The 24544-nt window shown below is 68.3% G+C and carries 20 protein-coding genes and 3 pseudogenes; 10 read left to right on the top strand and 13 right to left on the bottom strand.

What is annotated here, in order from left to right:
• Positions 1 to 48: 48 nt before the first annotated feature.
• The 4 genes and pseudogenes from Q2K21_RS35820 to Q2K21_RS35815 all read left to right on the top strand — a co-directional run.
• Positions 49 to 792 (top strand): annotated as a pseudogene (locus tag Q2K21_RS35820) (MFS transporter); the annotation flags it as partial.
• Between the two features lie 127 nt (positions 793 to 919).
• Positions 920 to 1204, top strand: a complete 285-nt coding sequence (locus tag Q2K21_RS19230; protein WP_310772539.1) for an MFS transporter — start codon at positions 920 to 922, stop codon at positions 1202 to 1204.
• A gap of 515 nt (positions 1205 to 1719) precedes the next feature.
• Complete coding sequence (locus tag Q2K21_RS19225) at positions 1720 to 2547, top strand: ZIP family metal transporter (protein WP_310772537.1); 828 nt, start codon at positions 1720 to 1722, stop codon at positions 2545 to 2547.
• A 261-nt stretch (positions 2548 to 2808) separates the two neighbouring features.
• Positions 2809 to 3057 (top strand): annotated as a pseudogene (locus Q2K21_RS35815) (tyrosine-type recombinase/integrase); the annotation flags it as partial.
• A 193-nt stretch (positions 3058 to 3250) separates the two neighbouring features.
• On the opposite strand, the gene Q2K21_RS19215 reads toward Q2K21_RS35815, so the two are convergent.
• The 3 genes from Q2K21_RS19215 to Q2K21_RS19205 all read right to left on the bottom strand — a co-directional run bounded on the left by Q2K21_RS19215 (position 3251) and on the right by Q2K21_RS19205 (position 6269).
• Entirely contained in the window at positions 3251 to 4030 is a 780-nt protein-coding gene (locus Q2K21_RS19215) for a polysaccharide deacetylase family protein (protein WP_310772533.1), read from the bottom strand.
• 500 nt (positions 4031 to 4530) lie between these two features.
• Positions 4531 to 5268, bottom strand: coding sequence for a tyrosine-type recombinase/integrase (locus tag Q2K21_RS19210; protein ID WP_310772531.1), 738 nt, complete (start codon positions 5266 to 5268; stop codon positions 4531 to 4533).
• A gap of 776 nt (positions 5269 to 6044) precedes the next feature.
• Positions 6045 to 6269, bottom strand: coding sequence for a hypothetical protein (locus Q2K21_RS19205; protein WP_310781415.1), 225 nt, complete (start codon positions 6267 to 6269; stop codon positions 6045 to 6047).
• A 358-nt stretch (positions 6270 to 6627) separates the two neighbouring features.
• On the opposite strand from Q2K21_RS19205, the gene Q2K21_RS19200 reads away from it, so the two are divergent.
• The 5 genes from Q2K21_RS19200 to Q2K21_RS19180 all read left to right on the top strand — a co-directional run bounded on the left by Q2K21_RS19200 (position 6628) and on the right by Q2K21_RS19180 (position 9860).
• Positions 6628 to 6966 carry a hypothetical protein gene (locus Q2K21_RS19200; RefSeq protein ID WP_310772529.1) on the top strand — a complete coding sequence of 113 codons (339 nt, stop codon included), beginning with the start codon at positions 6628 to 6630 and terminating at the stop codon, positions 6964 to 6966.
• Between the two features lie 65 nt (positions 6967 to 7031).
• A complete protein-coding gene (locus tag Q2K21_RS19195; RefSeq protein WP_310772527.1) occupies positions 7032 to 7316 on the top strand; it encodes a DUF2500 domain-containing protein in 285 nt (94 codons plus the stop codon).
• 424 nt (positions 7317 to 7740) lie between these two features.
• Positions 7741 to 8103, top strand: coding sequence for a MarR family winged helix-turn-helix transcriptional regulator (locus Q2K21_RS19190; RefSeq protein ID WP_310781089.1), 363 nt, complete (start codon positions 7741 to 7743; stop codon positions 8101 to 8103).
• Positions 8100 to 9533 (top strand): MFS transporter, encoded by a 1434-nt coding sequence (locus tag Q2K21_RS19185; protein ID WP_310772524.1) that lies wholly within the window; start codon positions 8100 to 8102, stop codon positions 9531 to 9533. Before Q2K21_RS19190 ends, Q2K21_RS19185 begins: the two co-directional genes overlap by 4 nt.
• Positions 9534 to 9566: 33 nt before the next feature.
• Positions 9567 to 9860, top strand: a complete 294-nt coding sequence (locus tag Q2K21_RS19180; RefSeq protein ID WP_310772522.1) for a DUF1330 domain-containing protein — start codon at positions 9567 to 9569, stop codon at positions 9858 to 9860.
• A 95-nt stretch (positions 9861 to 9955) separates the two neighbouring features.
• Here the strand turns inward: Q2K21_RS19180 and Q2K21_RS19175 are convergent, their stop codons facing one another.
• The 6 genes and pseudogenes from Q2K21_RS19175 to Q2K21_RS19145 all read right to left on the bottom strand — a co-directional run.
• Entirely contained in the window at positions 9956 to 10267 is a 312-nt protein-coding gene (locus Q2K21_RS19175) for a hypothetical protein (protein ID WP_310772520.1), read from the bottom strand.
• A 146-nt stretch (positions 10268 to 10413) separates the two neighbouring features.
• Entirely contained in the window at positions 10414 to 13503 is a 3090-nt protein-coding gene (locus Q2K21_RS19170; RefSeq protein ID WP_310772518.1) for a S8 family peptidase, read from the bottom strand.
• Between the two features lie 929 nt (positions 13504 to 14432).
• Positions 14433 to 15638: a bifunctional class I SAM-dependent methyltransferase/NUDIX hydrolase gene (locus tag Q2K21_RS19160; RefSeq protein WP_310772516.1), complete on the bottom strand. Its 1206-nt coding sequence runs from the start codon at positions 15636 to 15638 to the stop codon at positions 14433 to 14435.
• Positions 15639 to 15669: 31 nt separating this feature from the next.
• Positions 15670 to 17166 (bottom strand): methyltransferase domain-containing protein, encoded by a 1497-nt coding sequence (locus tag Q2K21_RS19155; protein ID WP_310772514.1) that lies wholly within the window; start codon positions 17164 to 17166, stop codon positions 15670 to 15672.
• 98 nt (positions 17167 to 17264) lie between these two features.
• A complete protein-coding gene (locus Q2K21_RS19150) occupies positions 17265 to 17438 on the bottom strand; it encodes an NUDIX hydrolase (RefSeq protein ID WP_310781414.1) in 174 nt (57 codons plus the stop codon).
• A 179-nt stretch (positions 17439 to 17617) separates the two neighbouring features.
• Positions 17618 to 17851: pseudogene (locus Q2K21_RS19145) on the bottom strand (NUDIX domain-containing protein); the annotation flags it as partial.
• Positions 17852 to 18102: 251 nt separating this feature from the next.
• Here Q2K21_RS19145 and Q2K21_RS19140 point away from each other — a divergent pair.
• Positions 18103 to 18726 (top strand): DNA topoisomerase subunit B, encoded by a 624-nt coding sequence (locus tag Q2K21_RS19140; RefSeq protein ID WP_310772512.1) that lies wholly within the window; start codon positions 18103 to 18105, stop codon positions 18724 to 18726.
• A 59-nt stretch (positions 18727 to 18785) separates the two neighbouring features.
• Here Q2K21_RS19140 and Q2K21_RS19135 read toward each other — a convergent pair whose 3' ends face one another.
• The 4 genes from Q2K21_RS19135 to fxlM form a co-directional block, all read right to left on the bottom strand.
• Positions 18786 to 19328: a DUF6262 family protein gene (locus Q2K21_RS19135; RefSeq protein ID WP_310772510.1), complete on the bottom strand. Its 543-nt coding sequence runs from the start codon at positions 19326 to 19328 to the stop codon at positions 18786 to 18788.
• Positions 19325 to 21796 carry a tyrosine-type recombinase/integrase gene (locus Q2K21_RS19130; protein WP_310772508.1) on the bottom strand — a complete coding sequence of 824 codons (2472 nt, stop codon included), beginning with the start codon at positions 21794 to 21796 and terminating at the stop codon, positions 19325 to 19327. The genes Q2K21_RS19135 and Q2K21_RS19130 overlap by 4 nt, the downstream gene beginning before the upstream one ends.
• On the bottom strand, positions 21793 to 22974 hold the full coding sequence (locus Q2K21_RS19125; protein ID WP_310772506.1) for a tyrosine-type recombinase/integrase: 1182 nt from the start codon (positions 22972 to 22974) through the stop codon (positions 21793 to 21795). Before Q2K21_RS19125 ends, Q2K21_RS19130 begins: the two co-directional genes overlap by 4 nt.
• Before the next feature lie 78 nt (positions 22975 to 23052).
• Positions 23053 to 24531 (bottom strand): methyltransferase, FxLD system, encoded by a 1479-nt coding sequence (gene fxlM / locus Q2K21_RS19120; RefSeq protein WP_310772504.1) that lies wholly within the window; start codon positions 24529 to 24531, stop codon positions 23053 to 23055.
• Positions 24532 to 24544 lie beyond the last annotated feature (13 nt).

Genomic DNA, 24544 nt, shown 5'->3' with positions numbered 1-24544 from the left:
CTGTCACCGTGGCGGTTCGTGGTGGTGTTCGGGGCCGTCAGCCTGCTCATGGACTATGTCTATGAGGGCGCTCGCTCGATCACCGGCCCGCTGCTCGCCCACCTGGGGGCCTTGGCGGCCGTGGTCGGCGTGGTCATGGGGGTGGGGGAGGCTGCCGCGCTCGGACTCCGGCTGGTCTCCGGTCCGCTGGCCGACCGCAGCCGCCGCTTCTGGGCCTGGACGATCGCCGGATACGTCCTGACCGCGGTCAGCGTTCCGGTGCTCGGTCTGACCAGCGTCCTGTGGGTGGCCTGCGCCCTTGTGGTCGCCGAACGGGTCGGCAAGGCGGTGCGCTCTCTGGCCAAGGACACGCTGCTCTCGCACGCCACCGCCGCCACCGGGCGGGGCCGGGGATTTGCCGTGCACGAGGCGATGGACCAGGTCGGCGCATTGCTCGGTCCGCTCACGGTGGCCGGCGTCCTCGCTCTCACCGGTGACGACTATGCGCCTGCACTCGGGGTCCTTGCCCTGCCCGGCGTGGCCGCCATCGCCCTGCTGGTGTGGTTGCGGGCCAGGGGCCCCGACCCGGTCGCTTACGAGAGGGACGCCGCCACACCGGTGTCCGAAGCCCCCTCCCCCGTGGAACTCCAGAACTCGAGGCTGCCGCGATCCTTCTGGGCCTACGCGGCCTTCACCGCCGCGACCCTGACTGGTTTCGCCACCTTTGGTGTGCTCTCCTACCACCTGGTGACCCGCCATCTGTTGGCCACCGCGACGGTGCCCGTGCTGTACGCGGCGGCCATGGCCGCGGACGCGCCGGCGGCATTGGCCACTGGCTGGCTGTACGACCGGTTCGGCGCCCAGGTCCTGGTCATCCTTCCGCTACGGTCCGCCACCGTTCCTGCCCCTCGCCTTCACCGACACGGTGGGGATCGCGGTGATGGGTGCCCTGGTGTGGGCAGCCGCTGTCGGTGTCCAGGAGTCCACTCTGCGCGCCACCGTCGCCGACCTGGTGCCGACTGGTCGCCGGGCCACCGCGTACGGCGTCTTCGCCGGGATCATGGGCGTCACAGCGCTGGCCGGTGGTGCACTGACCGGGGCGCTGTACGACGTCTCCGTCCCCGTTCTGGTCATCGCCGTCGCCGGTATCCAGGCCGCGGTGCTCGTCCTGCTGTGGACCACGCGGGCTGCGCGGTCAGGTATGCGGATGTCTCCCCGTGGGTGAGCCTGCGGCTGAAAGGGGCAGTGCGTCCATGACAGTCCAGTGCTGCTGCCGCTCGTCGACGTTCCAGGGTTCGAATCTGTCCTTCCGACCGCCGGCACTTCGATCTCGACCGGTTTGAACTCGGTGATGAAGGTCTTCGGCTGGCTCCCATGACGCGCGTCACCCGGCGGACTCTGTGGTGTGTGGGACGTCCCCTGCCAGGCCGCTGGGCGCCGCCGTCATCACAGCGATGCACCGTCACCGCGGCGGCGGCCGTGGAATCCGCCGTTTCAGGCAGCGCCGTCCAGCAACGGCAACGCCGCGTTACGCAGTGAACCCGGACCTCGGCGTGCGACAGGCCCAGCCGCGAGAGCCAGCGAACGGCGCACGGAGGCCATCCGCAACGGAATCCCGCGCCGCGCTGCCCGTAATGGTTTCGCCAAATCTCCCAGCAGCGGAGCTCCATAGCTTGTTAGGCGAGCCTTACCTGACTTAACTTCGGCGTGCTTCCTGTGCACGAAAGACCGGAGTCCCCCATGTCCAGCGCGAACATCGCCCTGCTCGGCGCCATCGCGGGTTTCACCATCTACCTCGGCCTTCCCATCGGTCGCCTGCGCACGCCCACACCGCGCCTCAAGGCGGGCCTGAACGCCGTGGCCATCGGCATCCTGACCTTCCTCGTATGGGACGTCCTGACCCACGCCTGGGAACCGGTCGACGAGGCGCTGAGCAAGCACGCATGGGCGAACGTCGCGTCCGAGGGTGTCACCCTGGCCGTAGGTCTCACGATCGGACTGGCCGGGCTCGTCCACTACGACGCCTGGGTCAGCCGCCGCCGGGCCGCCTCCGCCCGCACGACCGGGCCCGGTGCCGCCGCCACCGCCGAGCTGGCACCGAGGACCCGCAGTCAGGCGGGCTCGCTCGCGCTGATGATCGCCACCGGCATCGGCCTGCACAACTTCGCCGAGGGCCTGGCCATCGGCAACTCCGCCGCCCAGGGCGAACTGTCCCTCGCCCTCCTGCTGATCGTCGGGTTCGGCCTGCATAACGCCACCGAGGGGTTCGGCATCGTCGCCCCCCTGGCCGCCGAAGGCGAACGTCCGTCCTGGCCGACCCTGCTGTGGCTCGGCCTGATCGGCGGCGGCCCCACCTTCCTCGGCACACTCATCGGCCGGCACCTGGTCAACGACACCCTGTCGATCGCCTTCCTCGGCCTCGCCGCCGGCTCGATCCTCTACGTCGTCATCGAACTGTTGGCGGTCGCCCGCAGGACCGGGCTGAAGACACTCACGACCTGGTGCCTCCTGCTGGGCCTCCTGCTCGGTTTCATCACCGATGCCGTGGTCACGGCGGCCGGTGCCTGAAGGAGCGGCGGCACTCAGGCGCGGTGACCGCTCCACCCCTGTTGCCTGGCCGCCCAATCAATGTCGCGAGCCGCGTGCCGAGTCCGGATCGAGTCATCGCCTGCCCGCCGATGGGCGGCCGCTACGGCGAGGATGGTCGCCTACGGACCGTCGGTCTGGGCCCGGTGGCCCGCGCCGTCGCCCAGGAGGCGCGCCTGCCCGTGTTCCTGGCCGGCGACCCCGGTACGGGCGAGGTGCGGTGGCCCGGCGCGGCTCCCGTATTACCACATCCACAATCAGTGGAAGAGGATCAAGCGGGCGGGTGAGGTGGACATCCTCGAAGGGATGGTCATCTACGGGTTGAGGCACTTCTTCGCGTCCAACTGCCTCACCCATGGCACCCCCATCACCGACGTCGCCGAGTGGATGGGCCACAACAGCCTGGACATCACCTTCAAGGTCTACCGGCACCTCATGCCCGGCTCGATCGGCAAAGCCGCCAAGGCCCTCGACCTCGGCCTCACCACATGAAGAGCCTGACGACCCATCAGGGTGCGGGAACTGCAGGGCCGGTATGAATCTGAGCCTGCTGGTGGCTTGTCCCTCGGTCATCCCGAAGGACAAGCGGCTGCAGCGCGGATCGGCTTCAAGATGGACCTTGCTGGTCAGGCGTCACGCGTGCAGTCCAGCCGGGCGGCTTTCAAGCGGGCCCGGGTGATCGTGTTCAGGGCCGGTAGACCATCCCTGGTTGGGGCTTGGCAGGGGCGAGTAGCTGCGACACCGTGACGATGGTGTAGCCGCGCTGCTGGAGCGCCTTGATGATCCCCGGGACGGCGGGCACGGTCCCCTTGTGCAGGTCGTGCAGCAGGATGATGCCGTCGCGGTGCGTTTGGTCGAGCACTCGCTTGGTGATCAGGGCGGAGTCGGTCGTCTCGTAGTCCTTGGCCGTGACGCTCCACAGCACCTGCGCCAGGCCCAACTCTTTGCAGATCTTGGCCACCTTGCGGTTGGTGCGGCCCTGCGGCGGACGCATCAGGATGGGCTTGGTGCCGGTGATCTTCTCGATGGCGTCCTGCGTGCGGGTCAGCTCCTGACGGGCGTCGTCCGCGTCGATCTGCGTCAGTATCTCGTGAGTCCAGGTGTGGTTGCCGATTTCATGCCCCTCGTCCGCGATACGCCGGAGGATCTCGGGGTACTTGGCGATGTGTCCCGCGCCCTGCACGAAGAACGTCGCATGCAGATCGTCCTGCTTCAGGATGTCCAGCAGCCTGGGGGTCGTCGGACTGGGGCCGCCGTCGAAGGTGAGGGCCACGCACTTCGCCTTACGGCAGTCGACGGCGCCGGCCACCGATCCCGACGCCTTGCTCCGGGCGGCTCGCGGCGACGTGTGATCGTACGTCGTGACCGTCAGGGCCACAGTCACCACAACGGCCAGGACGACGGTCACGGCCGTCGCGAGGGCGATGATTATTCGCGACCGTCGTCTTCGCGCGTACTGGGGCATGCGAGGCCTTTCGCTTGGATCAGGTGGTTGCCAACGTCGATCATGGGTGACTACCGACGTTGTTTATTGACGGCTTTCCGGGCCCTTAGGTTCATCCGCGCGAGGGTGTGTCGTGGCTGTCATGTAGTGCGGGAGTCCGGCGAAGACCGCAGAAGCGGCGGGGTGGGTGTGCGGCCGGCAGGGACCGCCTGGTGCGGCGCATCGTCCCGCACCGGGTTGTAACGCGGTCCTTCTCGGGCACGCGGCTCTGTGCTCTGACGACGCGATGGAGACCGCCGAGGTGCGTGGGGTGAACTGTCCAGGGGCTCGGCACCTCGACGCGCTCGTCACCAGCCTGTCCGGCCAGCACACCTAGACGTTCGGCGCAGCGGTCGGGCTCCGGTGCGCGGGTGCCGTTTGACGGTGTTCAAAGCCGGGCCCAGTCTGTGGGCGCGGCAGCGTTCCAGCGGGGTGCGTTCACGTTGTCTCTGGCCGTGAACTGGGCTGTTTTGGGAGACCGTTCATGTGGTGAGGCCGAGGTCGAGGGCCTTGGCGGCTTTGCCGATCGAGCCGGGCATGAGGTGCCGGTAGACCTTGAAGGTGATGTCCAGGCTGTTGTGGCCCATCCACTCCGCGACGTCGGTGATGGGGGTGCCATGGGTGAGGCATTTGGACGCGAAGAAGTGCCTGAACCCGTAGATGACCATCCCTTCGGGGATGTCCACCTCACCCGCCCGATTGATCCTCTTCCACTGATTGTGGATGTGGTAATACGGGAACGTCCTGCCCGGATCGTTCGGATGACGAAGCAGATAGCCGTCCACGGTGCCGTACTTGTCGGCATACCACTCGATCGTCTCCCGCACCCACGCGGGCAACGGCACGTCCCGGTACTCGCCCACCTTGCGGTGCTTGAGCCGGCCGTACTGGCGGGTGATCAGGTTGACCTGCTCGGTAATGCGGTAGACGTCGTCCGCGACAACGTTGTTGAGGTTGACCGCGGCCGCCTCACCATTGCGCATACCGCAGCCACTCATCAGGTCGGCGACCAGAAGGAAGCTGTCGTCACCGGCGGCACGTATCTCACGCAGCAGGGCAGGCGAGGGGATCACCGCCCGCTTCGGGTCGTACTGCGGAGGCTTGACGCCCGCCAGCGGGTTGTCGTCGAACAGGCCCAGCCGGTGCGCGTCCAGCAGGATCGCCTTCAGCCTGTCGAAGGCGTTGGACTGCGTGGCCAGACCGACACCGTTGCGCTCCATCGTCTGGATGAACCCCGTCCACCCCTCGGATCGAACGTATTCATCCGCCGACTGCCCAGGATCGGGAAGAGGTGGTTGTCCAGCAAGGACTCCAGATGACGCACCGACGCCGGCCCCAGATCCCGCTGCCCGCGCTCCCCAGCGTCGGCCAGAATTCATCGGGATCTCCGGGTGTCGAACACTCCAGTGCTTCCGAACCTGGCCTCGCCTTTCTGGTCCGGGCCTCCGATATGGCGGCGGGTGTTCCGCAAGAACTGAAGGCGATTGTCGGCAATGGCTGAATGGTTCAGGCGCGGATTTCGTGAAGCCGATCAAGGACCGTCACGGTCTGTGTTCGGTGGCCAAGATTTGTACGGACGGCTGTGCCGTGCAGCCTCGGTCGGACAGAATGCTGGACATGACGACTTGAAGAGCACCGGCCGGGCGGCAGCACTGGCGCAAGGTCGGGAGCGGCTGGTCCGTTCTGGACGGTGAACGCCGGATCTGTGCTGCATGCGGGACGCCCGTCCGCTCGTACCAATACCGTTTCTATCCGCCCGAGTCCTCCATGTTCGAGCGCTGCATCGGGTTCGCCTGGTGTTCAACTTGCAGGCTCTACTCCGGAAACATGGTTCACATCCCGCGGAAGCGGGTTCTGGTCGATGCCCTCGCATCCCTTCCCCCTGAGCAACGCGAGCGGCTGGTACGTTCGGAGACGGGACTGGTCGAGTTCCTGGACCGTCAGCTTCGAGGCGGGGAAGGGCAGCCTTGACCGGGCAGGCGCTCCTGAAAGTCGATCAAGGGCTCTTCAACCCGGTTCGCGGCCGGCGGCCGGCGGCGATCAGGAGGAGCCGTTTGCGTAGCAGCGGTGACTTTGCTCGGCCGAACATGCTGCGTTTGAGTGCCTTGAGGTCGTTGACGCGGCCCTCGACCGGGCCGGACGACCAGTCGGTGCTCATGCCGTAGACGACGGCGTCGAGGTCGGGAAGGAGGCCGGCGGCGAAGCCAGCCAGGCCAGCCACTGTCCGCAAGAGTGCCGAGCACCCGGCTACCAGCCGCGCGACCACCTCGAGGTCTTCGACGCCCTCACCCCGCTCTTCGCCCCGCTCGGCCTGATCCTGATCCCTGTCCCGAGACTGGGTCGGGGCGGTTGTAATCGATCAGCGCGTGGGTGCACATTGGCTGGTACCCCTGCTCCAGCGCCCGCCACAGCAGACGGCGCAACCCTGAGGTCCAAGCCGTAGGCAGACCCACCGGGTCTCCTGATGGGTCGGCAGAACTCCACAGTGCTCTCTGCTGGTTGTGTTGAACGCGGGCCAGACCTGCGGCCAGCAGTTGGAGCGCGGTCGGCACGCCATGAGACCGCGGGAGGCTGCGGGGATGCAGGAGCGGCAGTGGAGCACCGCTCGCCGGAGCGAACTGGACGCCCTCGCCGAGCAGTTGACCAAGCAGGTTCAGGAAGTCCAGGTCAAGCGGGACGAACTGGCTGTCGTGGAGCGGGTGTTGAGCCGCAGCAGCGACTACCCGGCGCAGCACCCGTACAACGCGGCCGGCACGTCCGCCCTCAACGACGTGACCAGCGGCAGCAACGGCTCCCGCGAGGAGTATGTGGGGCCTCCTCGGCGGCATGGAAAAGGAAACGGGTCACGGCAGCCGACCGCGGCCCGTTTTCCCGTCACAATGACCGGACTCGCATACGGCCCCGCCGTTCCGACGTGACGGCGCATCGGGCACCATCGTCCGGAGAACGCCGCCCAACTCACGACGTCCCGGGGGAAGACCACATGAAGCGCACGCTCGCAGTCCTGCTCACCGTCGCCGCACTCACCGCGCCACTGGCCGGTTGCAGCAGCAAGTCGAAGACCGTCACCGGCACTGTCGTCAGCAAGGACACGGACTACGAGTGCAAGACGAAGAAGAAGGGCACGAAGAAGACCCGCAGCTGCCACACCGAGTACGAACTGACGGTCCGTACGAAGGGCGGGGACGAGGAAGAGATCGACGTCAGCAGCAGCGCCTACGGCAACTGCGTCGAGGGGTCGAGCTACCCCAAGTGCACCACGCGCTAGCAGTGAGCGACTCTGTCGGGAATCTTGAGGTTCGAGGTCATTTACCCTGCCTCCACCACAGGGGCCGGGGCAGTCCTCGTTTGTCGAGGTACTGCTGGAACGCCGTGGGCGGGCGCGCGGGCCGCCATCCTGTCGCAGGGCACTGAGACGGCCATGGCCCACCACGCGCCGGAGGTGCTGGACGAGCACTTCCTGGTCGACGGGCGCGGCAGGTTCCCGCCGCGCACCGAGCGCGATGGCCGGCCGCCGTCGCGGGTGCGGATCGAGGCCGCCCGCGTCAGTCGACCATTTCCATAAACTATGAATATAAAAATGCTATGCTTCGAGCATGAGTCGTCAAGGCACCGCTCCTGGCGCGTCCGCCGCCATCGGGGCAGCCCTCTACAGCCTGGCCACCAGGGCCGCGAGACGCCTGCCCCGGGACATGAGCCTGACGTCCGCCGCCACGCTGGCCACCCTGGACCGGACCGGCCCGCGGCGCATCACCGATCTGGCCGCGGTCGAGGGCGTCACCCAGCCCGCGATGACCGCCCTGGTCCGGGTGATGGAGGAGTCCGGCCTGGTCGAGCGGCGGGGCGACGCGTCCGACAAGCGGGTCACGCTGGTGTGCCTGACCGAGGCCGGCGCCTCCTACGTCCGGACGCGGCGCCAGGCGGGCGTCCACGCGTTCGAGCGGTTGATCGGCGAGCTCACCGGCGACGAGGTCGAGGCGCTGGTGGCGGCCCTTCCGGCGCTGAAGCATCTGGCAGAGCTCGAAAGCCAGGACCGCGAAGGGCCGACGCAGTGACCGGGCAGCCGGTCGGCGGGGTCGCGGTGAAGGCGTTCTCAGTGGCGCGTTCCGAGGCGCGGCTGCTGGTCCCCGCCCTGATGTTCATCGCTCTGGTCGTGGCGGCGGTCGCCAGCCTCGGGACGCCGCTCATCACCAGCGTGGCGACCTCGTTCCACGTCTCGCTCGGCAGCGCGCAGTGGACGCTGACCGTCGCGCTGCTCAGCGGCGCCGTCGCCACGCCGGTCCTGGGGCGGCTCGGAGCCGGCCCGCACCGGCGGGCCACGATCCTCGCCACGCTGGCGGTCGTCGTCGCCGGCAGCGCGCTCACCGTGCTGCCGCTGCCGTTCGCGTGGCTGCTGGCCGGCAGGGCGGCCCAGGGCGTCGGGCTCGGGCTGACGGCGCTGATGATGGGCGTGGCCCGGGACCACCTCCCCGAGGAGCGCAGCGCGGCCGTGATCGCCCTGATCTCGGTGGTCTCGATCATCGGGGCCGGCGTCGGCTACCCGCTGGCCGCACTGCTCGCCGAGCTCGGCGGGGTACGGGCCGCCTACGGCCTCGGCCTGGTCGTCACCGCCGCCGCCCTCCTGACCGCGTGGCGCTCCATGCCCGAAGCCCCCGAAGGCCGCTCCGCCCACGTGGACGTGGCAGGCGCGGTCGTCCTGGCCGCTGTGCTGCTGCTGGTGCTGTTCCTCGCCGGCGAACGGAATCTGTGGAGCCGGCACCTCGCCGTGGCGGCGGGCCTCGCCGTCGTCGCGGTGGTGCTGCTCTGCGTCTGGGCCGTCATCGAGCTGCGCAGCACGACGCCCCTGGTCGATGTGCGGGCGGTGCGGCACCCGGCGGTCGCCGGGGCGAACCTCGCCATGTTCGTCGGCGGGATCGGCATGTACCTCCTGCTCACGCTCATCACCCGGTACGCGCAGACGCCGCACGCCGCCGGCTACGGCTTCGGGCTGACGACCTTCGTCGCCGGGCTGGTCCTCATCCCGTTCTCGGTGCTGGGGTTCGTCGCCGGCAAGCTCACGCCGCGGGTCCGGTCGCGGATCGCCGACCCCCTGCTCCTGGCCGGCAGCGCCGTCGTGGTCGGCGGCGGGTTCGCTCTGTTCGCGGCGGCCCGGTCGGACCTGGCCGAACTGTTCGCGGCGATGGGCGTGCTCGGCTTCGGCGTCGGCGGCTTTTCGGCCGCGATGCCTGGCGTCATCCTGGCCGTCACCCCCAGGAGCGAGACGTCGAGCGCCATGAGCTTCAACTACGTCGTCCGCAGCGTCGGGTACTCCCTGGGCAGCGCCATCGGCGGCCTGATCCTCGCCGCGGGCACCGGCCCCGGCCACCTCTTCCCCGACGACAGCGCCTACACCACCGCGGCGCTGGTCGGCATCGGCGCCATGGTGATCACGACGCTGACAAGCCTCGCTCTCGCCCGCCGACGCTCGTCCGAGACCAACCCGTAAGTCAGATGCACTCATCCCAACACTGGAGGTTCCATGCCCAAGGGCTACTGGGTCAGCGTCTACCGCACCATTTCAGACCCTGAGAAGTTGGCTGCGTACAACAAGCTGGCCCGCCCGGCCGTCGAGGCGGGGGGCGGTCGGGTCCTCGTCCGTGGCGGTCGGGTCGTGGCGCATGACGCCGGAATCGCCGAGCGCACCGTCCTGATCGAGTTCGACAGCTTCGAGCAGGCCGTCGCGGCGCGCGAGAGTGCGGCCTACCAGGAGGCGCTGGTCGCCCTTTCCGACGGCGTCGAGCGCGACTTCCGCATCGTCGAAGGCATCGACTGACCGAGGTCCAGTCGGATCTTCACTGAAGCTCAGTGCAGCGCCAGTAGCGCCGACGGACTGCACTTGCAGCGCTGCGCCTCGGACCGTTTTCCTCCTCAATGTCGCTGGAGGGCGACGGAGAACTCTTCGCGGTGGGCCATTGTGAAGGCGTACTCCCGTTCCGACCAGGCGATACGCTCGCAGATCACGTCGGGATCGGTGGTTTCCGGGGAATTCCCCTGTAGGCGGCTGCGCCACCATTTGGCATTGCCAGCTTGACGGTCGAGCATGGCGTCTACCAGACGCGAGCGTGAGGCGGCGTCCGCTCCGTAGGCGTCTGCGACGATGCGGACTTGCGCCGCTTGGGCGCGTGCGGCCGAGGCGTCGGCTTTGGACGAGACGCACCAGGTCTTCTTTCCGCTGTTCAATGGCGGTACAGGGTGCCCATGCCGACGCCGCTGCGGCGGGCGATCTCCGGGGAGTCCGGGACATGAGCGAGCCGGTGGGGCGGGAGCCGCTCGGCCCCGCCCCACCGGCCACTCGGGTAGCCGTGGCCCCCGGGGGGATTACCGCGTCACTGCCAGGAGTCCTGGGTCGTGGACACCAACTGGCCAGGAACCACCTGCCCCTTGGTGCGCAACTCGGTGTACGCCCAGTACTCGAGGTCCGGCTTCAGCGGAGCGTCCGGCCGCAGTTTGTACGGCGGTGTCGTGCCACGCTCCACTGCGGTCGGCAGTGCCAGCGTCGCCGGCTTGTAGTGGCCGTTACGGCTGAGGACGACGTGGCCGAGCCGGTAGTCGACGACCGGGCCGCCGGAGTCCTGTGCGAAGACATACGCCGTGTACGTGCCCGCTTCCGGCATGAAGACCCAGGCCCGCTCGGAGCTGCTCCAGCTGGCGGCGCTCCGGTACACCAGCTTGTCGCCCTTGTACAACCAGAGGTCGAGGTTGGTGTCCGGGTCGTCGGTTTCGGCCTTCACGACGATTCCGGCGCTGCCCGCCGGCACCTTGAAGGAGTGCGCACGCACCCCGAGGGCCTTCCGGTCGAAGACCCCGCCGCGGACCCCGGTCGGCATCGAGTACGACTCCCACTGTAGGGGGGCGTAACCGGTCGACCGGCCGGAGACCGGGCCGGTGAAGCCCGGCTCGATCATGCCGTAGGCGCCGCTGGCGAGCCGGCCGAACTCCTCCAGGTTGTCGTCGTACTGCCGGGGCGTGATGCCCCACGGGCGCGCGGCGACCGGAATCCGTACCTGATGGGCGGTGCTGCGCCAGGTGATCGCGCCGGTGACGTAGCGGTCCCACGGTGCGCTGCCGCGCCGCAGGGTGATGGTGACCGAGGCGGTCTTGCCCGGTGCCACCGTCACCACTGCTGGTGAGACGCTGACCTGCATGCCCTCCAGCCCGCTGGCCGAGGCACGGTACGTCTCCCGCTTGCTGCCGACGTTGGTCAGCTTGCGGGTCAACACCACCGGCTTGGTCCCGTCGTACTCGCGCAGCGCGATCGACGGCAGGTTCAGCTCGCGGCCGTCGGGCTGAGCCGCCTCACTGAAGGCGATCAGGCTCTTGACGTCCGGCTCGATGACCAGCCCCGGATCGGCGGCCCGCTTCAGCGACGACAGCCCGCTGCCCTGGGCCAGCGGGCTGGTGTTGACCACGGTGTCTGCGGTGGTGTGCAACGCCGAGGCAACCGCGCCGGGCGACCAGTCGGGATGCTCGGCCCGCAGGATCGCGGCCTCACCGGCCACGTGCGGGGCCGCCATCGAGGTCCCCGAGTACGCGTCGTACTGCCGGCCGAAGTTCCCCGGCGGGGAGACGGCCGCGATGATGTCGCTGCCGGGGGCGACCAGGTCGGGCTTCATGAGCCCGGAGTGCATCTTGTCCGGCCCCGTCGAAGAGTAGTCCGCGACGCTCGGCGCATTGGAGCCGTCGCTGCTCGAGGTGAGTCGTGCGGTGCCGTCGGCCGGGTGCCTCATCAGGTAGTTGAAGATCTTGCCGGCCTGCTCCTTGGTGTTCAGGTAGAGCACCGGGAAGCCGTAGACGCTGCTGACCTTGAAGTTGCCGTTCGGGGCGAAGAGGACCATGGCCGCGGCGCCCTTGGCTTTGAGCTCCTGAACCGCGCCGTACGGGCTGTCCAGGGCGCAGGCGACCACCTTGCCCTTCACCTTCGCCGGGTCCAGACTGCCGGGCAAGCAGTACGCCGAGCCCTCCTCCAACGTGCCGGCCTGCTTGCCGAAGACCAGCGGCAGGGATCGGCCGCCGGGGAGCACGTCCAGGGAGGCACCGGTGATCGTGGTGCCGTCGCCGAGCCGGACCGTTCCCGCGTTGACGTTGGTCACCGCCGCGCCGACCGTGGTGACCCACGGCTGGGTGTTGCTGACCGCGCTGCTGAAGCCGGCGTTGCCGGCCGCGGCCGTGACGAAGACTCCGGCCAGCGTGGCGTTGAGGAAGGCGTTGCCGATCGGCGTGTTCGGCTCGTTGTCCCCGAAGACCGTCCCGATCGAGTAGTTCAGCACCTGTACGCCGTCGGCGACCGCCGCGTCGATGCCCGCGATGATGTCGGCGTCGTACCCCATGCCGCCCCAGAGGACCTTGTAGACGGCGATCTGCGCGTCCGGGGCCACACCGGAGATCGAACCGAAGTTCCGCCCCGAGATGGTGACGTCGTCGACGGGCAGGCCGGCGGCGGTGGACGCCGTGTGCGAACCGTGCCCGACCATGTCCCGGGGGGAGAGCACCTCGCCCTCGGGCAGCGCGCCATTGGCCGCGAGGACCGTGTCGGCGAAGTACCGGGCGCCGATGATCTTGCCGTTGCAGTGCTCGGCGGCGAATTTGTAGCCGGTCTGGCAGGTGCCGTGCCAGCCCGCCGGGGCAGACATCTTCCGGGCGAACGACGGGCTTTCCGGCCAGATGCCGGTGTCCAGGACGCCGATCACGGTCCCGGCGCCGGTGCTTCTGCCCGGCTTCCGCGCGGTGGACTTCTGCGCGCTGGTCGCCTGGGCGCCGGTTACTGATGCCGCAGTCGTGGCTGTTCCGGCTGTGCCTGTTGCTGTGCCAGTCGTCGGCTGCGGCGTGGTGTCACCAAGGGACGCCTGGCTGAGACTGACCATCTGGGACTCGGTGACCGAACGGACCCGCTTGTCCGCCTTCAGTGCCTTGACCTGAGCGGAAGTCAGCGTGGCGGAGAACCCGTTGAAGGCCGTGGTGTAGACCTCGTTGACCGCAATGCCGGCTGCCTTGGCCACGGCCGTCCGCTGGGTACCCAGGTGCTTCCGGTACGCCTTCGCCGCCCCCGACTGCGGTTCCAGCTGCTCGCCCGGTGCCGGGCGGGTCCGGGCCAGCCCCGAGACCTTGCCCGTGTACGTCGCCACCGGATCTTCGGCGAGCTCCACAACGTACGGAGTGCGGCCGGTGGGCGTTTGCTTCTGCTCTGCCTCGGTCTTACCGGTCTGGCCCGGTCTGAACCGGCCGGCGCCCCCGGTCAAGTCGACCCGATCTCCTTCGGGTCGCAGTCCAGAGCTGACACCGCTGCCTGCCGAGGTGTCCGGCTCGGCGGGTGCCGCCGTTGCCGTACCCCGAGTGGCGACCGTGCCGCCGCCGGCCAGGACGAGGGCCAGCAAGGGTATCGCCAGCCTCCGTCGCAGGGTTCGTGTGCTCGTAGCCACGAGACTCCTTCCAGTAGCTCCCTGATGGGAGCGATCCCATGAACGTCGACGCTCTCTCCCGGGACGTGGGGGAGCGCGGCCCTACCTAACTTGACGTCAGTTAACGAGACGTTCACAGGTTGTTGCGGATGTTCACGGGGCCACAGTGGTTGCGCTTCTGCGGGCGAGGCCTGCGTCGCGCCGGCGCGGAAGGCGTTGGCCTGTCGGTTGGTCCTGCACCAGGTCGTGCCGTGTCAGAAGATCGCCGGTCACCTCGGCGGTGGTTGCCCGCCGTTGCGGCGGAAGGAATCTCCGCCGCAACGGCGAGAATCTCAACAACGGTGACCGGCGGTCTTCGTCCTTCCGGGCCCCCTCGATTTCCTCCTGTGTCCGCAGCGGGGCGCAAGCCCCTTCTCCGCGATCGCGATCTCGGTGTGGAAGGTGTAGGTCTGGGCGGTGGCGGGGTGTTGGGCGGTGTTCGGGGCGTACGTGCTGTGGCTCTTGAGGCTGCTTTCAGGCGCTGGCGGCGGTGCGCCGGCAGGAGGTTGTCGAGCAATGCGCGGCCGATGGTGCCGACCAGTTGGGCAGTGCCGGAGGGAAGGATGCCGGAGGCGGTGGTGACCTGGTCGCGGGCGGCGCTCAGGGCGACGGTGAAGCTGAGCCGGTCCTGTCCAGGCCCCTGTTGTGGCTCCGATGCTGACGGACTCCTCGAAGTAGGCGCGCTGGAGGGGGGGCGGACGGTAGCCCTCGACGATCAGTAGGCGGAGTCCTGACGGCAGGAGTTGCTGGGCGTGCTGGAGGCGGTCGACCACGCCTTGGCGCAGGTGCGCGTAGTGGCCCTGGCGCCCGCCAGCCAACTGCCGCGCCGCGCACACCAGGCTCGTCGCCATCATGAGGGGCCGCTGGCGGACGCGGTCGCACCACGCGCCGGCGGGTAGCGAGGGTGGCTGTCATGCGAGGCCGTCCGTCGGGGACGTGGAGTGAGGTGTGCGGTAGGCGAAGGGCGTGAAGTGCGCAGGGGAGTGGTCGATGGGCAGGCCGGGGCGCCAGGCGGTGAGGATCTGCGCGCTGCATACGAACAGGCCGTCGGGCAGCTGGTCCAGGGGATACCAGGCCCAGTCGCCGACGCTCTCGTCCGGCTGGGTGGTCGGCTGGCCCTGCCACGCGTGAACCAGGGCGCCCACCGTGACGCGCAGGACGCCCCCGGCGTGGTCGACGAGCGTGCCCAGGGGCTTGACGTCGTCCAGGCGGGCGATCAGGCCGGTCTCCTCGCGCAGTTCACGGACCGCCGCCGCTTCGAAGGACTCCCCGGCCTCCACGGCACCGCCGGGCAGTTCGATGGTGCCGCGCCGATGGCGGCCGAGAAGGATTCCCTGCTCGCCGAGGAGGATCGCGCCGACGCCGACGGCCGCGTGCGGCACAGGGGGCTGGGCACTGCGAGGGCGGCTGGAGAGGCGTGCGGGCCGGGCGGCAAGGCGGCGGGCCCGGATGAGCTGCTGCACGACCGGCGCGCTGTGATCGGGATGGCGCAACAGGTCGATGGCCTCGACGTGGAAGCCGTACTCGGTGAGCAGGTCCTCCCACAGTTGCGGCGTCAGGACCCACATCTGGGTGGCCAGTGGCGGATCGTCCCTGAGCAGGATCATCTGCTCGCGCGGTGCGACCGCGGTGGACGGGCCGCGGTCGTGCAGGTCGGTGTGCAGGAGCGAGAGGATCAGCGGTGCGCCGGGGCGCAGACCGTCGCGCAGCGCGGGCAGGGAGCGGTGCGGGTCGATGAACGCCAGGGTGCCGATGGCGTACGCGGCGTCGAACGGTTCGGCCTCGGCGAGGTGGTCGACCAGGTCTGCCTGCACGAATTCCACGCCCGGAACGTCTGCGTGGGTGGAGGCGGCGCGCTCGTGCTGGGTGGGCGACAGCTCGATTCCGGTGACGCGCGCGCCGTGGGCCTGGGCGAGATACACGGCGTGGTGGCCGGCGCCGGAGCCGATGTCCAGGACGCGACGGCCGGCGATGTCGCCCAGGACTTCAGCACCGGGCCCGACCCCCTCCCACGGTGCCCAGGACAGCTGTTCGGGGATGGGTGGCATGTGCGAGCGGCTGAGCTGGCGCTGTCCGTACACGGTCCAGGCTTGGGTGTTGATGTCCTCGGCGGGCACGGTGTCTCCTCCGCGGGTGGCGCGACGTGGTTCAGGTGTGCGTGATGAGGTAGGCGGGGCCTTCGCCGAGCCGCGCGCGTTCGACGGCGTCGAGGCGGGTGAAGGCCAGGGGTGCCATCAACTGTCGCCACCCGTCGAGGTCGTGGACGGCCCACAGGTCGTGTTCCGCGGCATCGAGGCGAATCCGGCGGAGCTGGTCGGTGGTGAGACGCCCTCCGTCGAAGATGAATCCGACCTTGTTCAGCGGCAGCCGGGGTCCTGCGTGCAGGAAGTGGGTCAGCAGCAACTTCGGTGTGCCCGGGTCGATTTCGAGCCCGGTCTCCTCGAAGGCTTCGCGGAGGGAGGTCTGGAAGGGGTCTTCCCCCTGTGTGTCGAGATTGCCGCCCGGGAATTGCCAGAGCCGGGATCCGTAGACCGAGCGCAGCTGTATGGGCCGGTCGTGCTCGTCGCGTACGTACAGGCAGCCGTACACCGTGTGGTGGGGCACGGTCTGCGCGTACTGCGAGGGCGTCATGGGCAGGGAGTGGCCCGGGCGCCCGGGACGGTGGTCGAACTCGAAGGCCAGCGGGCCGAGTGCTTCCTTGTCCGGCGGGTAGATGCTGCGGAGCTTGACGAGCAGCTCCTCGCGCGCAGCGTCAGGATCGATCCGTGACGAGTCCTCCCCGGAGAGCAGCTCCTCGAACGAGGCGTACGGGGTGACCCGCTTCACGACGATATCGAGTTCCCGGCCGCTGTCGCGGTCGTGGAAGACGATCGCGTCCCCGGCATCGACGGCCGCCTTGTCCGGGGTGGCGACGCGTACCTCGACCGTTTTTCGGCCCGATTCCACCTGGCCGTAGTAGCGCCCCAACAGGTGGAAGTGATGTTCCCGCAGGGAGGCGGTCGCGGTCGCCTCGCCGTTCCGGGTACTGGATGGCGTGGCCTGCTTACCGACGCCGAGGGGACTGTCCTGCGCCGTGGCCTCGTTCCGGCGCGGACTGCGCAAAACCAGGAAGGCCAGCCCTTCGGTGTCGTGGCGCTCGGCGATGGCCCAGCGGTTCCGCAGCGCTTCGAGTTCGTCCTCGTCGAGTGCGATACCGCGCCGCTCGGCCGGGGTGTCGGCCGCGAGCGGTGTGATGACCACGAGGGTTCCTCCGGGACGCAGGCGCCGGCCCAGCATGTGCAGGGTGCGATCGCGGGCGTTGAGGAACGGAGCCACGAATCGCAGGGTGATCAAGTCGTACCCGCCGGCGTGCAGGGGTGACCAGTCGTCGCCTTCGACGTCGAGGCGAAGCCATCGAGCGGCCTCCCGGTGTCGGGTGCGGGCTTCGGCGAGAGCGGTCTCGGACCAGTCGACGGCGTCCACGGCGTAGCCGAGTCCGGCCAGATGAGCCGCGAGCTCACCGACCCCGCACCCGACGTCGAGGGCCCTGCCTGCGTCCGGTGCCGGCACATGAGTGGCCAGCAGTGTGCGCTCGCTGTCGCCGAGTTGGCGATAGCGACAGCCGTCGGCGTAGCCGCGGTCCCATTCCTCTTGCGAGGTGAACATGTGCGGGGTCACGTCCTTTCCTGGAAGCGGCGGTCTGAGGGAAAGCAGCGGGCCGGCCGACGACACGTGACGCCCCACCGGCTCTGCGGGCAGCGGCTTCAGGTCCAGCCCATCGAGGTGTAGAGGGTGCCGTGGGAGATGGCCTCCAGGGCAGCGCGGGTGTAGTCCACGATCGGCTCGGGCAGTGCGTCGAGGGGCCACCAGCTTCTCTGGGGTTGATCTGCCTGTTCGCTCGCCGATGAGAGCTGTTTCCCCAGTTCAAGTCGGTCCATGTGTGGATCTTCTTCTGCAACAGGTGTGGTGGAAGGGATCGGAGTCCCCAACCGTCGAGGGAGAACGGCTGCTGCTTGGTGATCTGCGCTAGAGCGGCGGCCGTGTAAGGCACGGTGTTCGCGGGTGGATCCGTCGGGTCGGCCCACAGAAGCTGTGCGCACTTGTGTGGCTCACGGTTGATCGGCTGGCCCCGCCAGTTGTCTGCGAGGAAGAAAAAGCCGATGCGTGCTTCTTCGTTGCCGTTGCGGTGGTGGACGACGTGCACGAAGTCGAGAGCGGCTTCGCTGAGCTCGACGCCGACTTCCTCAGCGGCCTCGCGGATCGCGCCAGCAATCACGGATTCTCCGGCTTCGAGGTGTCCACTGGGTGGGCAGAGCTGGCTGTCCGCGTAGCCGGTGTTGGCGCGTTCCATGAGCAAGATGCGTCCGTCGGCTCTGCGTAGAAGCACGTAGGCATCGACGATGCTGCGGTAGCGGCTGGTCATCAGATTCTCCCAGGTGCCTGATTGAGCACTGTTCTTGAGTTGTCTCAGGTTCGGGTCACGAGCTCCCGTCCGAGCGAGTCGATCCGCGGGACCTTGCAGTTTTCGGGGGACCTTTCGAGGGATGGCCAGGGCTGATCGGTGGTTTCGCGGCTTCCGGGGGCGCCCTGCATACTTCCTGGATGAGCACCCCAAGGGCGGCCTGGCGCAACACCACGCACGACTGGGCGAGCACCGTCGACCTCGACCATCTTGAGCACATCCGCCAGAACCCAGCTGCCTTCGCCCCCAGAGGCATCCTGCACCTGATCTTCGAAGTCGTCGCCTATGCGGCCGACGAGGCCGAATGCGGCAACGGCGGGCACTGCCGCATCACGCTTTACCCCGACGGCTCCGTGGCCATCGCAGACAACGGACGGGGCACCGACACGCGCCTCGACGAGCACGGGCGCATCGTGAAGAAGCCGGTCATGGCGACGAAGGACCTCCGATTCTTCGATCACCCCGATGCACCATCCCTGCCCGACACGCACCCTCGTCGGGGCATGTCCGTCGTCGCCGCACTCAGCACGTGGCTCGTCCACACCAACCGCCGCCGCAACGGATCCTGGACCCAGCGGTACGAACACGGCGTGCCCACCACGGAGCTGCAACCGATCGCCGACGACCACACGACCGGAACCACCGTCCACTTCATGGCCGACAGGTCATTGATGGCAAGCAGCAGCACCGCCGACGACCTGGCACGGCTCACTGAGCCATGGCCACACCTCTCCGTGGAAATCGACGATCGCCGCGCCACGTGAAATGAGCACTTCTCAGGCAAGGGACTCTCCCCGCTCCCGGACCCCCTGATCAAGATCATTCAAGAGCGGCCCTGGTTGATGGTCTTGGTCAGCTCACGGTTCGCGGCCCGTGCGGCGGACAGTTCCTCGTCCTTTTCCTCGAGTCGCAGGCGTAGGTCGAGGTTCTGTTGTTCCAGTTCGGTGATGCGGGCCTGCAGCCTGTCGGTATCCGCGGGCGGACCGATGCCGGTGCGTTGCCAGATCTGCTGGCCCAGGGCTTCGGATAGCCGCTGTTCGAGTTGCCGGACCTGTTCGGTCAGGCGGGCGCCTCGCGCATTGGCGGCCAAGAGATCTGCTTGCAGGGACGCCCTACTGACCGTCGGGCCCCTGCCTGCATCTGAAGGTGGCTCGGTGGCCAGCGCGTGAACATGGGCGAGCAGGTCAGGGTGCCGGTAGAGGAACGTCCTGTCGACTCCAGCGCTTCGCGCGACGGCGGAGACAGACACGGTGCCACCGTTGCGGGAGAGTTGATCGAGGACTTTGAGGACGCGTTGGCGACGCCGCTCGGAGTCGTTCCGACGACCTTGGGCGAGGCGCTCGCTCGTGCTCGGTTGGGGTGTCATGCCGGACGCTCCGGACGGACATCGGGCAGGGGCTGCCGGATCTTGGGCATTCCGAGGAAGCCCTGCCGTGTCTTGCGGACCGTGGCGACGGCTTCTTCGATCTCGCCTCGCTCCTGTTCGGTCAGCGAGCCCAGGTCCTCGGTGACTCGGCGGATGAGGCGTCGAACCCGATCGATCTCCTCGTCCGAGGGCATTGCTTCGCGCTTGGCCCACTCGTCCGCGCTGGTCATGGCGCTCAGGCGTTCACGGGTCCGCAGCAAGTCATCCAGGTAGCTGCGGATTTCGGGCAGGTAGGAGACGTCCGTGCTGAAATGATCACAGCCCAGGCAGCGGAATCGGAGAGGGCACTGTCCGCCGCCGGCGGAGACGTTGGTTGGTTCGGAGCAGCGTCCGAAGGCCACTGCCACCTCGCCGACGGAGCGCCGGTTGCGTTCGGCATCGAGGAGGGCTCTGGCCTGCTGCCAAGTGCGGTTGCCATGGCGATCGAACTGAAGCCGGGTGACCTTGTCGACTGCCTGGCGCAGTCGTTTCTCCTTGACGCGGTAGTAGCCCCGGGTGGCTTCCAGTGTGTCGTGATCAAGAAGTTTGGACAGGACGTCGACCGGAACTCCGGCGTCGGCGTGCCTTTGTGCGTAGGTGTGTCGGAAGGCGTAGGGAAAAATCTTCGCCTTGTCGAACACGGTGCCGTCGTCCAGCGTGATGTCGGGGAGCGCGTTGACCCAGATCCGGGTGTTACCGCTCAGTGCGCTCTCGGTGATCGCTTTGGTGCCGCGAGGATTTCGGACGGGCGAAGGCAGCAGCTTCAGCTCTCGCGCAGGAGTGTTGGGGAACCGAGCGCGAACGGTGCGTTGCTGGGTGCGGATGAGTTCGGCAGTGGACTCGTGCAGAGGCAGTTCACGTCGAGGGCGGTTTTTCTTGCTGTTGTTGTAGATCAGCACGGGCTTGCCTTCGCCGTCCTGGCCAAGGCAATCGAAGGGAAGCTCGCAAATCTCGTCGGGTCGCCGACCGGTGTCGATGAGTAACTCGATGCCGATCCTTGACTCCGGCTCGGAACGTTCCTCGATGCGGTGGAGTTCGGCGCAGAGCTGCCGCATGACCTCTGCGGGCAGGTCCTGCCCGGCTTCGTCGGGCTCGGGTTTGGTAGGCAGGTCGCCCCGGAGCATGGAGAAGTGGTCGGGCAGCCCGTGCATCGGTTCGCCCGCCCGGGTCAGCCCCAGACTGCGCATGCGCTTGATGATGTGGCCGGTCGTGTAGATGACGCCGCGACGCTGGTAGGCGCTGATCTGACCGGTGGCCTGAAGGTGGGACATCCGGTTGAGGAAGTTCTCGATGTCCTCACGGCCAAGCTCCTGGGGCTCGTCACCGCGATCGGTGCGGGCCCGCAGGCTTTGGGACAGCATTCCGAGGTCATTCACCTGCTTGCGGAGGTTGGCTCCAGCCTTATCTCCCCGGACCTGCGGCGCGGTGTGCCGGGCCCAGCGTTTGACGGTCTCCTTGAGCCATGGCTGCGAGATGCCGCTGAAGTCGATAGTTCCGGTGTGACCGAAGACCGTCAGATCCCAGCAGTCCTTTGGATACTCGGTCTCGGGCGTCAGCCGCGCCCGTCTGACCGAGGTCGTAATCGTGGTCAGCGGGCCGCGGGTGAGTCGGTCGATGCCGTTGGTCACGGCCTGAAGCGGGTCGATGTGCTCCAGGGAAGAGACCTGTTGGCGGCGGAGCCACGAAGTGAGGTTGCGCAACCGGTGGTGCGTGGTGAGGGCGCCGTCAGCGCATCGCTGCTGGATGCCATAGATCAGTTGGGCCACCACCAGCTCGGGCAGTCCGCGAAAGCTGACCTCGGCGCCCTCGGGGATGGGCGTCTGGGTGGCCTTCCACAGGTCGATATCCAGATCAGGGTTCGCACGGCGGTCGTCCACCAAGCGGCAGTTGTGCGCGTGACACACCATCGATTTCAAGACGCCCGCCTGGCGGGTACAGGCGGCAACCGAGCATGGCCCGAGACTTGGCAGCGGGGTCAGATCAGCGCGGGTGAGGAACTCCTCAAGGGAGCACTTGAGCACCATGCTCTGCTGGTAGTAGTGCGACGAACACAGCGAGCGTGGCGCGTCGATCCACGGCCGCTCGCACTGGGGCACCAAGCAGTTCTGCACGAAGCGGCGACGCCGAGAGTCCGGTCGAGGCAACATCGCGAAGTCGGCGTCGCTGATGGCCGCCTCGCGTCGGCGACGGTTGCAGGACGAGCAGAACATCCCACGCGACAAGACCACCACGTTGCAGTCCACGACCTTGCACGATGACCAGCCCAGCAGCGGGTGCTCGGCCGGAGGTCTGAGGATCTTCAGGTCCCGGTCGAAGCCGATCTCCGCCAGAAATTCAGGCCTGATCAAGCTCCAGAACCACTCCGCATGGCCCTCAGTCGGCCCGGAGGCCGGCGCCGGTGCGACAAGGGACACGAGGCCACTGGTCATCGCGGGCCTCCCCAGTCGCCGACCGGTGAGGGGACGCGCTCGACGGCCTCACGGATCCGGCTCTGCGCCGGATGCAAGTACGGTTCGTTGCTGGAGAGTTGGGAGTGGCCCAGCAGCCTCGCGATCTCGTCCACGGTGCCGCCGCTGTCGCCCACATTGCTGGCAAACCCGTGCCGGAGCATGTGGGCGGTCACCGCGCGGTCGACCCCACCGCGTTGGCCCAACCGCTCGATCAGCTCAGTCACAGCGTCCGGGGACATCGGGGCGCCGAGTTGGCCACGCAGGAGGTTGACCAGGACGAAATCACTGTGCTCCCCGTGCGGAAACGACAGTCGCTCCAGTACGTACTGGTCGTATGCCTGCACGACCAGCCAGTCTGCGGGAACCCACCGCTCGCGTACCGACTTCGCCCAGGCCCCATTGGCATTGGCCCGGCGAACAACGTGAACGTGGGAACCGCTCACCTTGCACCCGAGCGGCGAGGAATCCGGCATGAAGTGCATGTCCTCGCGGCGCAGCCCTGCCGCCTCACCGCGGCGTAGGCCGGCACGAGCGAGCAGCAACACGATGAACCGGTCACGGGACAGCCGACAAGCCTTCAGCAGAGCAAGGACCTCCTCATCGGCCGCACGGTCCCGGCGTGCACGAGGGACACTCACCCGGTGCTGGGCTCGCAGGCGATAGGCCATCCGCTCACGCTCGCCCTTGGCTTCCAAGGGAAGATCGCGATCGTCTGCCAGTTCATAGAGTTGAGCTAGCACAGTGGAAGGCGCGCTGCCGGTGTTCACAGCGTGTCGAAGGAAGGTCCGCACGCCGACCAGGATGTTCTCGATCCTCGCTTCGCCACGCTGACGCTTCATGCCCGGACCGGTCATCACCATCGCGGAGCCGACGGCCGGCGACGCAACACCCGTCAGCTCCGCAGAGGCGTAGCGCAGCCACGTCATGAACAGGGACAGGTCCGCCGCCGCAGTCGTCCATGCCCGTCCTGTACGCGCACACCATCGGAGGTACAGGGCCACGGCACTGGCGTACGTCTTCGTGGTCAGCTCGGCCTGGGCCTGTCCGAACCTGGCGTGCCGCAGGAACGCATCCGCTTCCGGAACGACCGCCATCTGGTCGTCCAACACCGTCCAGTACCGGTCGCCGGACGGCAACTTCACCGGGAATGCCTTCACTCGTGGTCCTCCGCTCGCTCGTAGGCAACATGCCGCAACGACTGCATCAGCCCCAGAGATGCGGTTTCCGGCGGCAGTTCACCCACAAGAGACGCCATAAGGCACTACACCTAACGAACCCTGGAGAAACCAGCGCCATTCGGTGCAGCGCTCCGGTTCGCGGACGGTGGGCTCGCCCTCCCACCGGGATGGAGCGAAGAAGAACCCGATGCGTGGGATCGTGCTGCCCTGGTCGAGCAGGTCGATGACGTGGACGAGCGACAAGTCGTCCTCGGCGAGGGCGAGTCCGGTCTCTTCCTCGGCCTCCCGGACCATGCAGGAGACGGCGGCCTCCATGTCCTCTCGGTGGCCGGCGGGAAGCTGCCAGGTCGAGGGCGCGAAGGCACAGCGCGGGTGGCACAGAGGATCGATGCTGATCCGTGGGCAGAGCGCGGCGCGGTGGTTGCGCTGCCAGTGCTGGACCTGATCGGCCATCTCCTGGGCGGCCAGGCGGCCGTGAGGACCGTAGCCATGGACGACCAGCTCGTACACCCCGTTGCCGTCGTCGCCGTCGGCGATGCGCTCGGTGGTCAGCCGCGCGAGGGAGGTGCCGCGCACGATGGCGGCGCCGGGCCAGTGTCGGGGCGGCGGGTTCAGGACCCCGGTGTCTCCGTCGGGGTCGATTGAAAGGCGGCAGAAGCCGGGTAGGGCGCCGGCCAGGTAGAGGGTGAGGGCGTCGAAGGGTTCCTGACCGCCGACGGTCACGTGGGTATGAGCCACGAACGGCTCGCGGGTGAGAGCGGGGCCGAGCTGGTCGACGGGCAGCGGGATGCCGTCCTCCCAGCAGAGGTGGACGCCGGTGCCCGGGACGGTGCGGCGGTTCGCGTTCCACGCCCCGGCGCCCTGCATGGCCACGAAGCCGCAGACGATGAGCGGCTCGTCGCTGTGGAGGGCACCGTCGCGCTTGGTGAAGCCGACAGCCCAGGTGTACTGGTGCAGGCGCAGGGGCGCGATGAGGCGTCCGCCGTCGGCGACGGCGCTGATCCAGGGCAGGTCCCAGGTGTCGACGGTGACGATGATGGCGTCGAAGCCGCCCTCCGGGACGATGTCGGCGGGCAGGTGCTCGGCGTCGGCGGTGACCACGCGAACGCGGGCGTACCCGGTCTGGGCCAGGAAGCGGGTGGCGCGGTCGGTGACGGCCGGGTCGATGTCGAGGGTGGTGACGCTGCCGGTGGGGCCGACGAGTTCGGCGATGAGGGCGGCGTTGTAGCCACCGGAGCCGATCTCCAGGACGCGGTGGCCGGGCTGGATGCGGGCTCCTTCGAGCATGTCGGCCTGCAGCCATGGTGCGGAGATGGAGCTGGTGATGCGGCCGTCCTCGGTATGGCGGATGGCGATGATGTCGTTGGCGTACGCCTTCTCGGCCGGTACCTCGGGGGCGAAGACGTGCCGTGGCACGGTGCGCAGGGCGTTGTCGACCGCGGGGGTGCGGATGTGGCCGGCGTCGGCGAGCTGGTCGGCCAGCTGGTGGCGCAGGGCGCCCGCCTCGTCGAGTTCGGTGATGGGAGGTGTCGTCACGGCGGGCCTTCCA

Origin of the sequence: Streptomyces sp. CGMCC 4.7035, assembly GCF_031583065.1 — a bacterium.
In the GTDB taxonomy this organism is placed as follows: Bacteria; Actinomycetota; Actinomycetes; order Streptomycetales; family Streptomycetaceae; genus Streptomyces; species Streptomyces yaanensis.
Note: the sequence above shows the minus strand (reverse complement) of the source record. Positions and strands in the feature narration are given on the sequence as shown.

Excerpts from the sequence above, each read along its gene's own strand:
- Q2K21_RS19195 (WP_310772527.1), top strand. The coding sequence starts at position 7,032 with ATGAAGCGCACGCTCGCAGTCCTGCTCACCGTCGCCGCACTCACCGCG.
- Q2K21_RS19135 (WP_310772510.1), bottom strand. The coding sequence starts at position 19,328 with ATGACACCCCAACCGAGCACGAGCGAGCGCCTCGCCCAAGGTCGTCGG.
- Q2K21_RS19200 (WP_310772529.1), top strand. The coding sequence starts at position 6,628 with ATGCAGGAGCGGCAGTGGAGCACCGCTCGCCGGAGCGAACTGGACGCC.
- Q2K21_RS19130 (WP_310772508.1), bottom strand. The coding sequence starts at position 21,796 with ATGACCAGTGGCCTCGTGTCCCTTGTCGCACCGGCGCCGGCCTCCGGG.
- Q2K21_RS19155 (WP_310772514.1), bottom strand. The coding sequence starts at position 17,166 with ATGTTCACCTCGCAAGAGGAATGGGACCGCGGCTACGCCGACGGCTGT.
- Q2K21_RS19190 (WP_310781089.1), top strand. The coding sequence starts at position 7,741 with ATGAGCCTGACGTCCGCCGCCACGCTGGCCACCCTGGACCGGACCGGC.
- Q2K21_RS19225 (WP_310772537.1), top strand. The coding sequence starts at position 1,720 with ATGTCCAGCGCGAACATCGCCCTGCTCGGCGCCATCGCGGGTTTCACC.
- Q2K21_RS19210 (WP_310772531.1), bottom strand. The coding sequence starts at position 5,268 with ATGGAGCGCAACGGTGTCGGTCTGGCCACGCAGTCCAACGCCTTCGAC.
- Q2K21_RS19215 (WP_310772533.1), bottom strand. The coding sequence starts at position 4,030 with ATGCCCCAGTACGCGCGAAGACGACGGTCGCGAATAATCATCGCCCTC.
- Q2K21_RS19150 (WP_310781414.1), bottom strand. The coding sequence starts at position 17,438 with ATGGACCGACTTGAACTGGGGAAACAGCTCTCATCGGCGAGCGAACAG.
- Q2K21_RS19180 (WP_310772522.1), top strand. The coding sequence starts at position 9,567 with ATGCCCAAGGGCTACTGGGTCAGCGTCTACCGCACCATTTCAGACCCT.
- Q2K21_RS19140 (WP_310772512.1), top strand. The coding sequence starts at position 18,103 with ATGAGCACCCCAAGGGCGGCCTGGCGCAACACCACGCACGACTGGGCG.
- Q2K21_RS19230 (WP_310772539.1), top strand. The coding sequence starts at position 920 with ATGGGTGCCCTGGTGTGGGCAGCCGCTGTCGGTGTCCAGGAGTCCACT.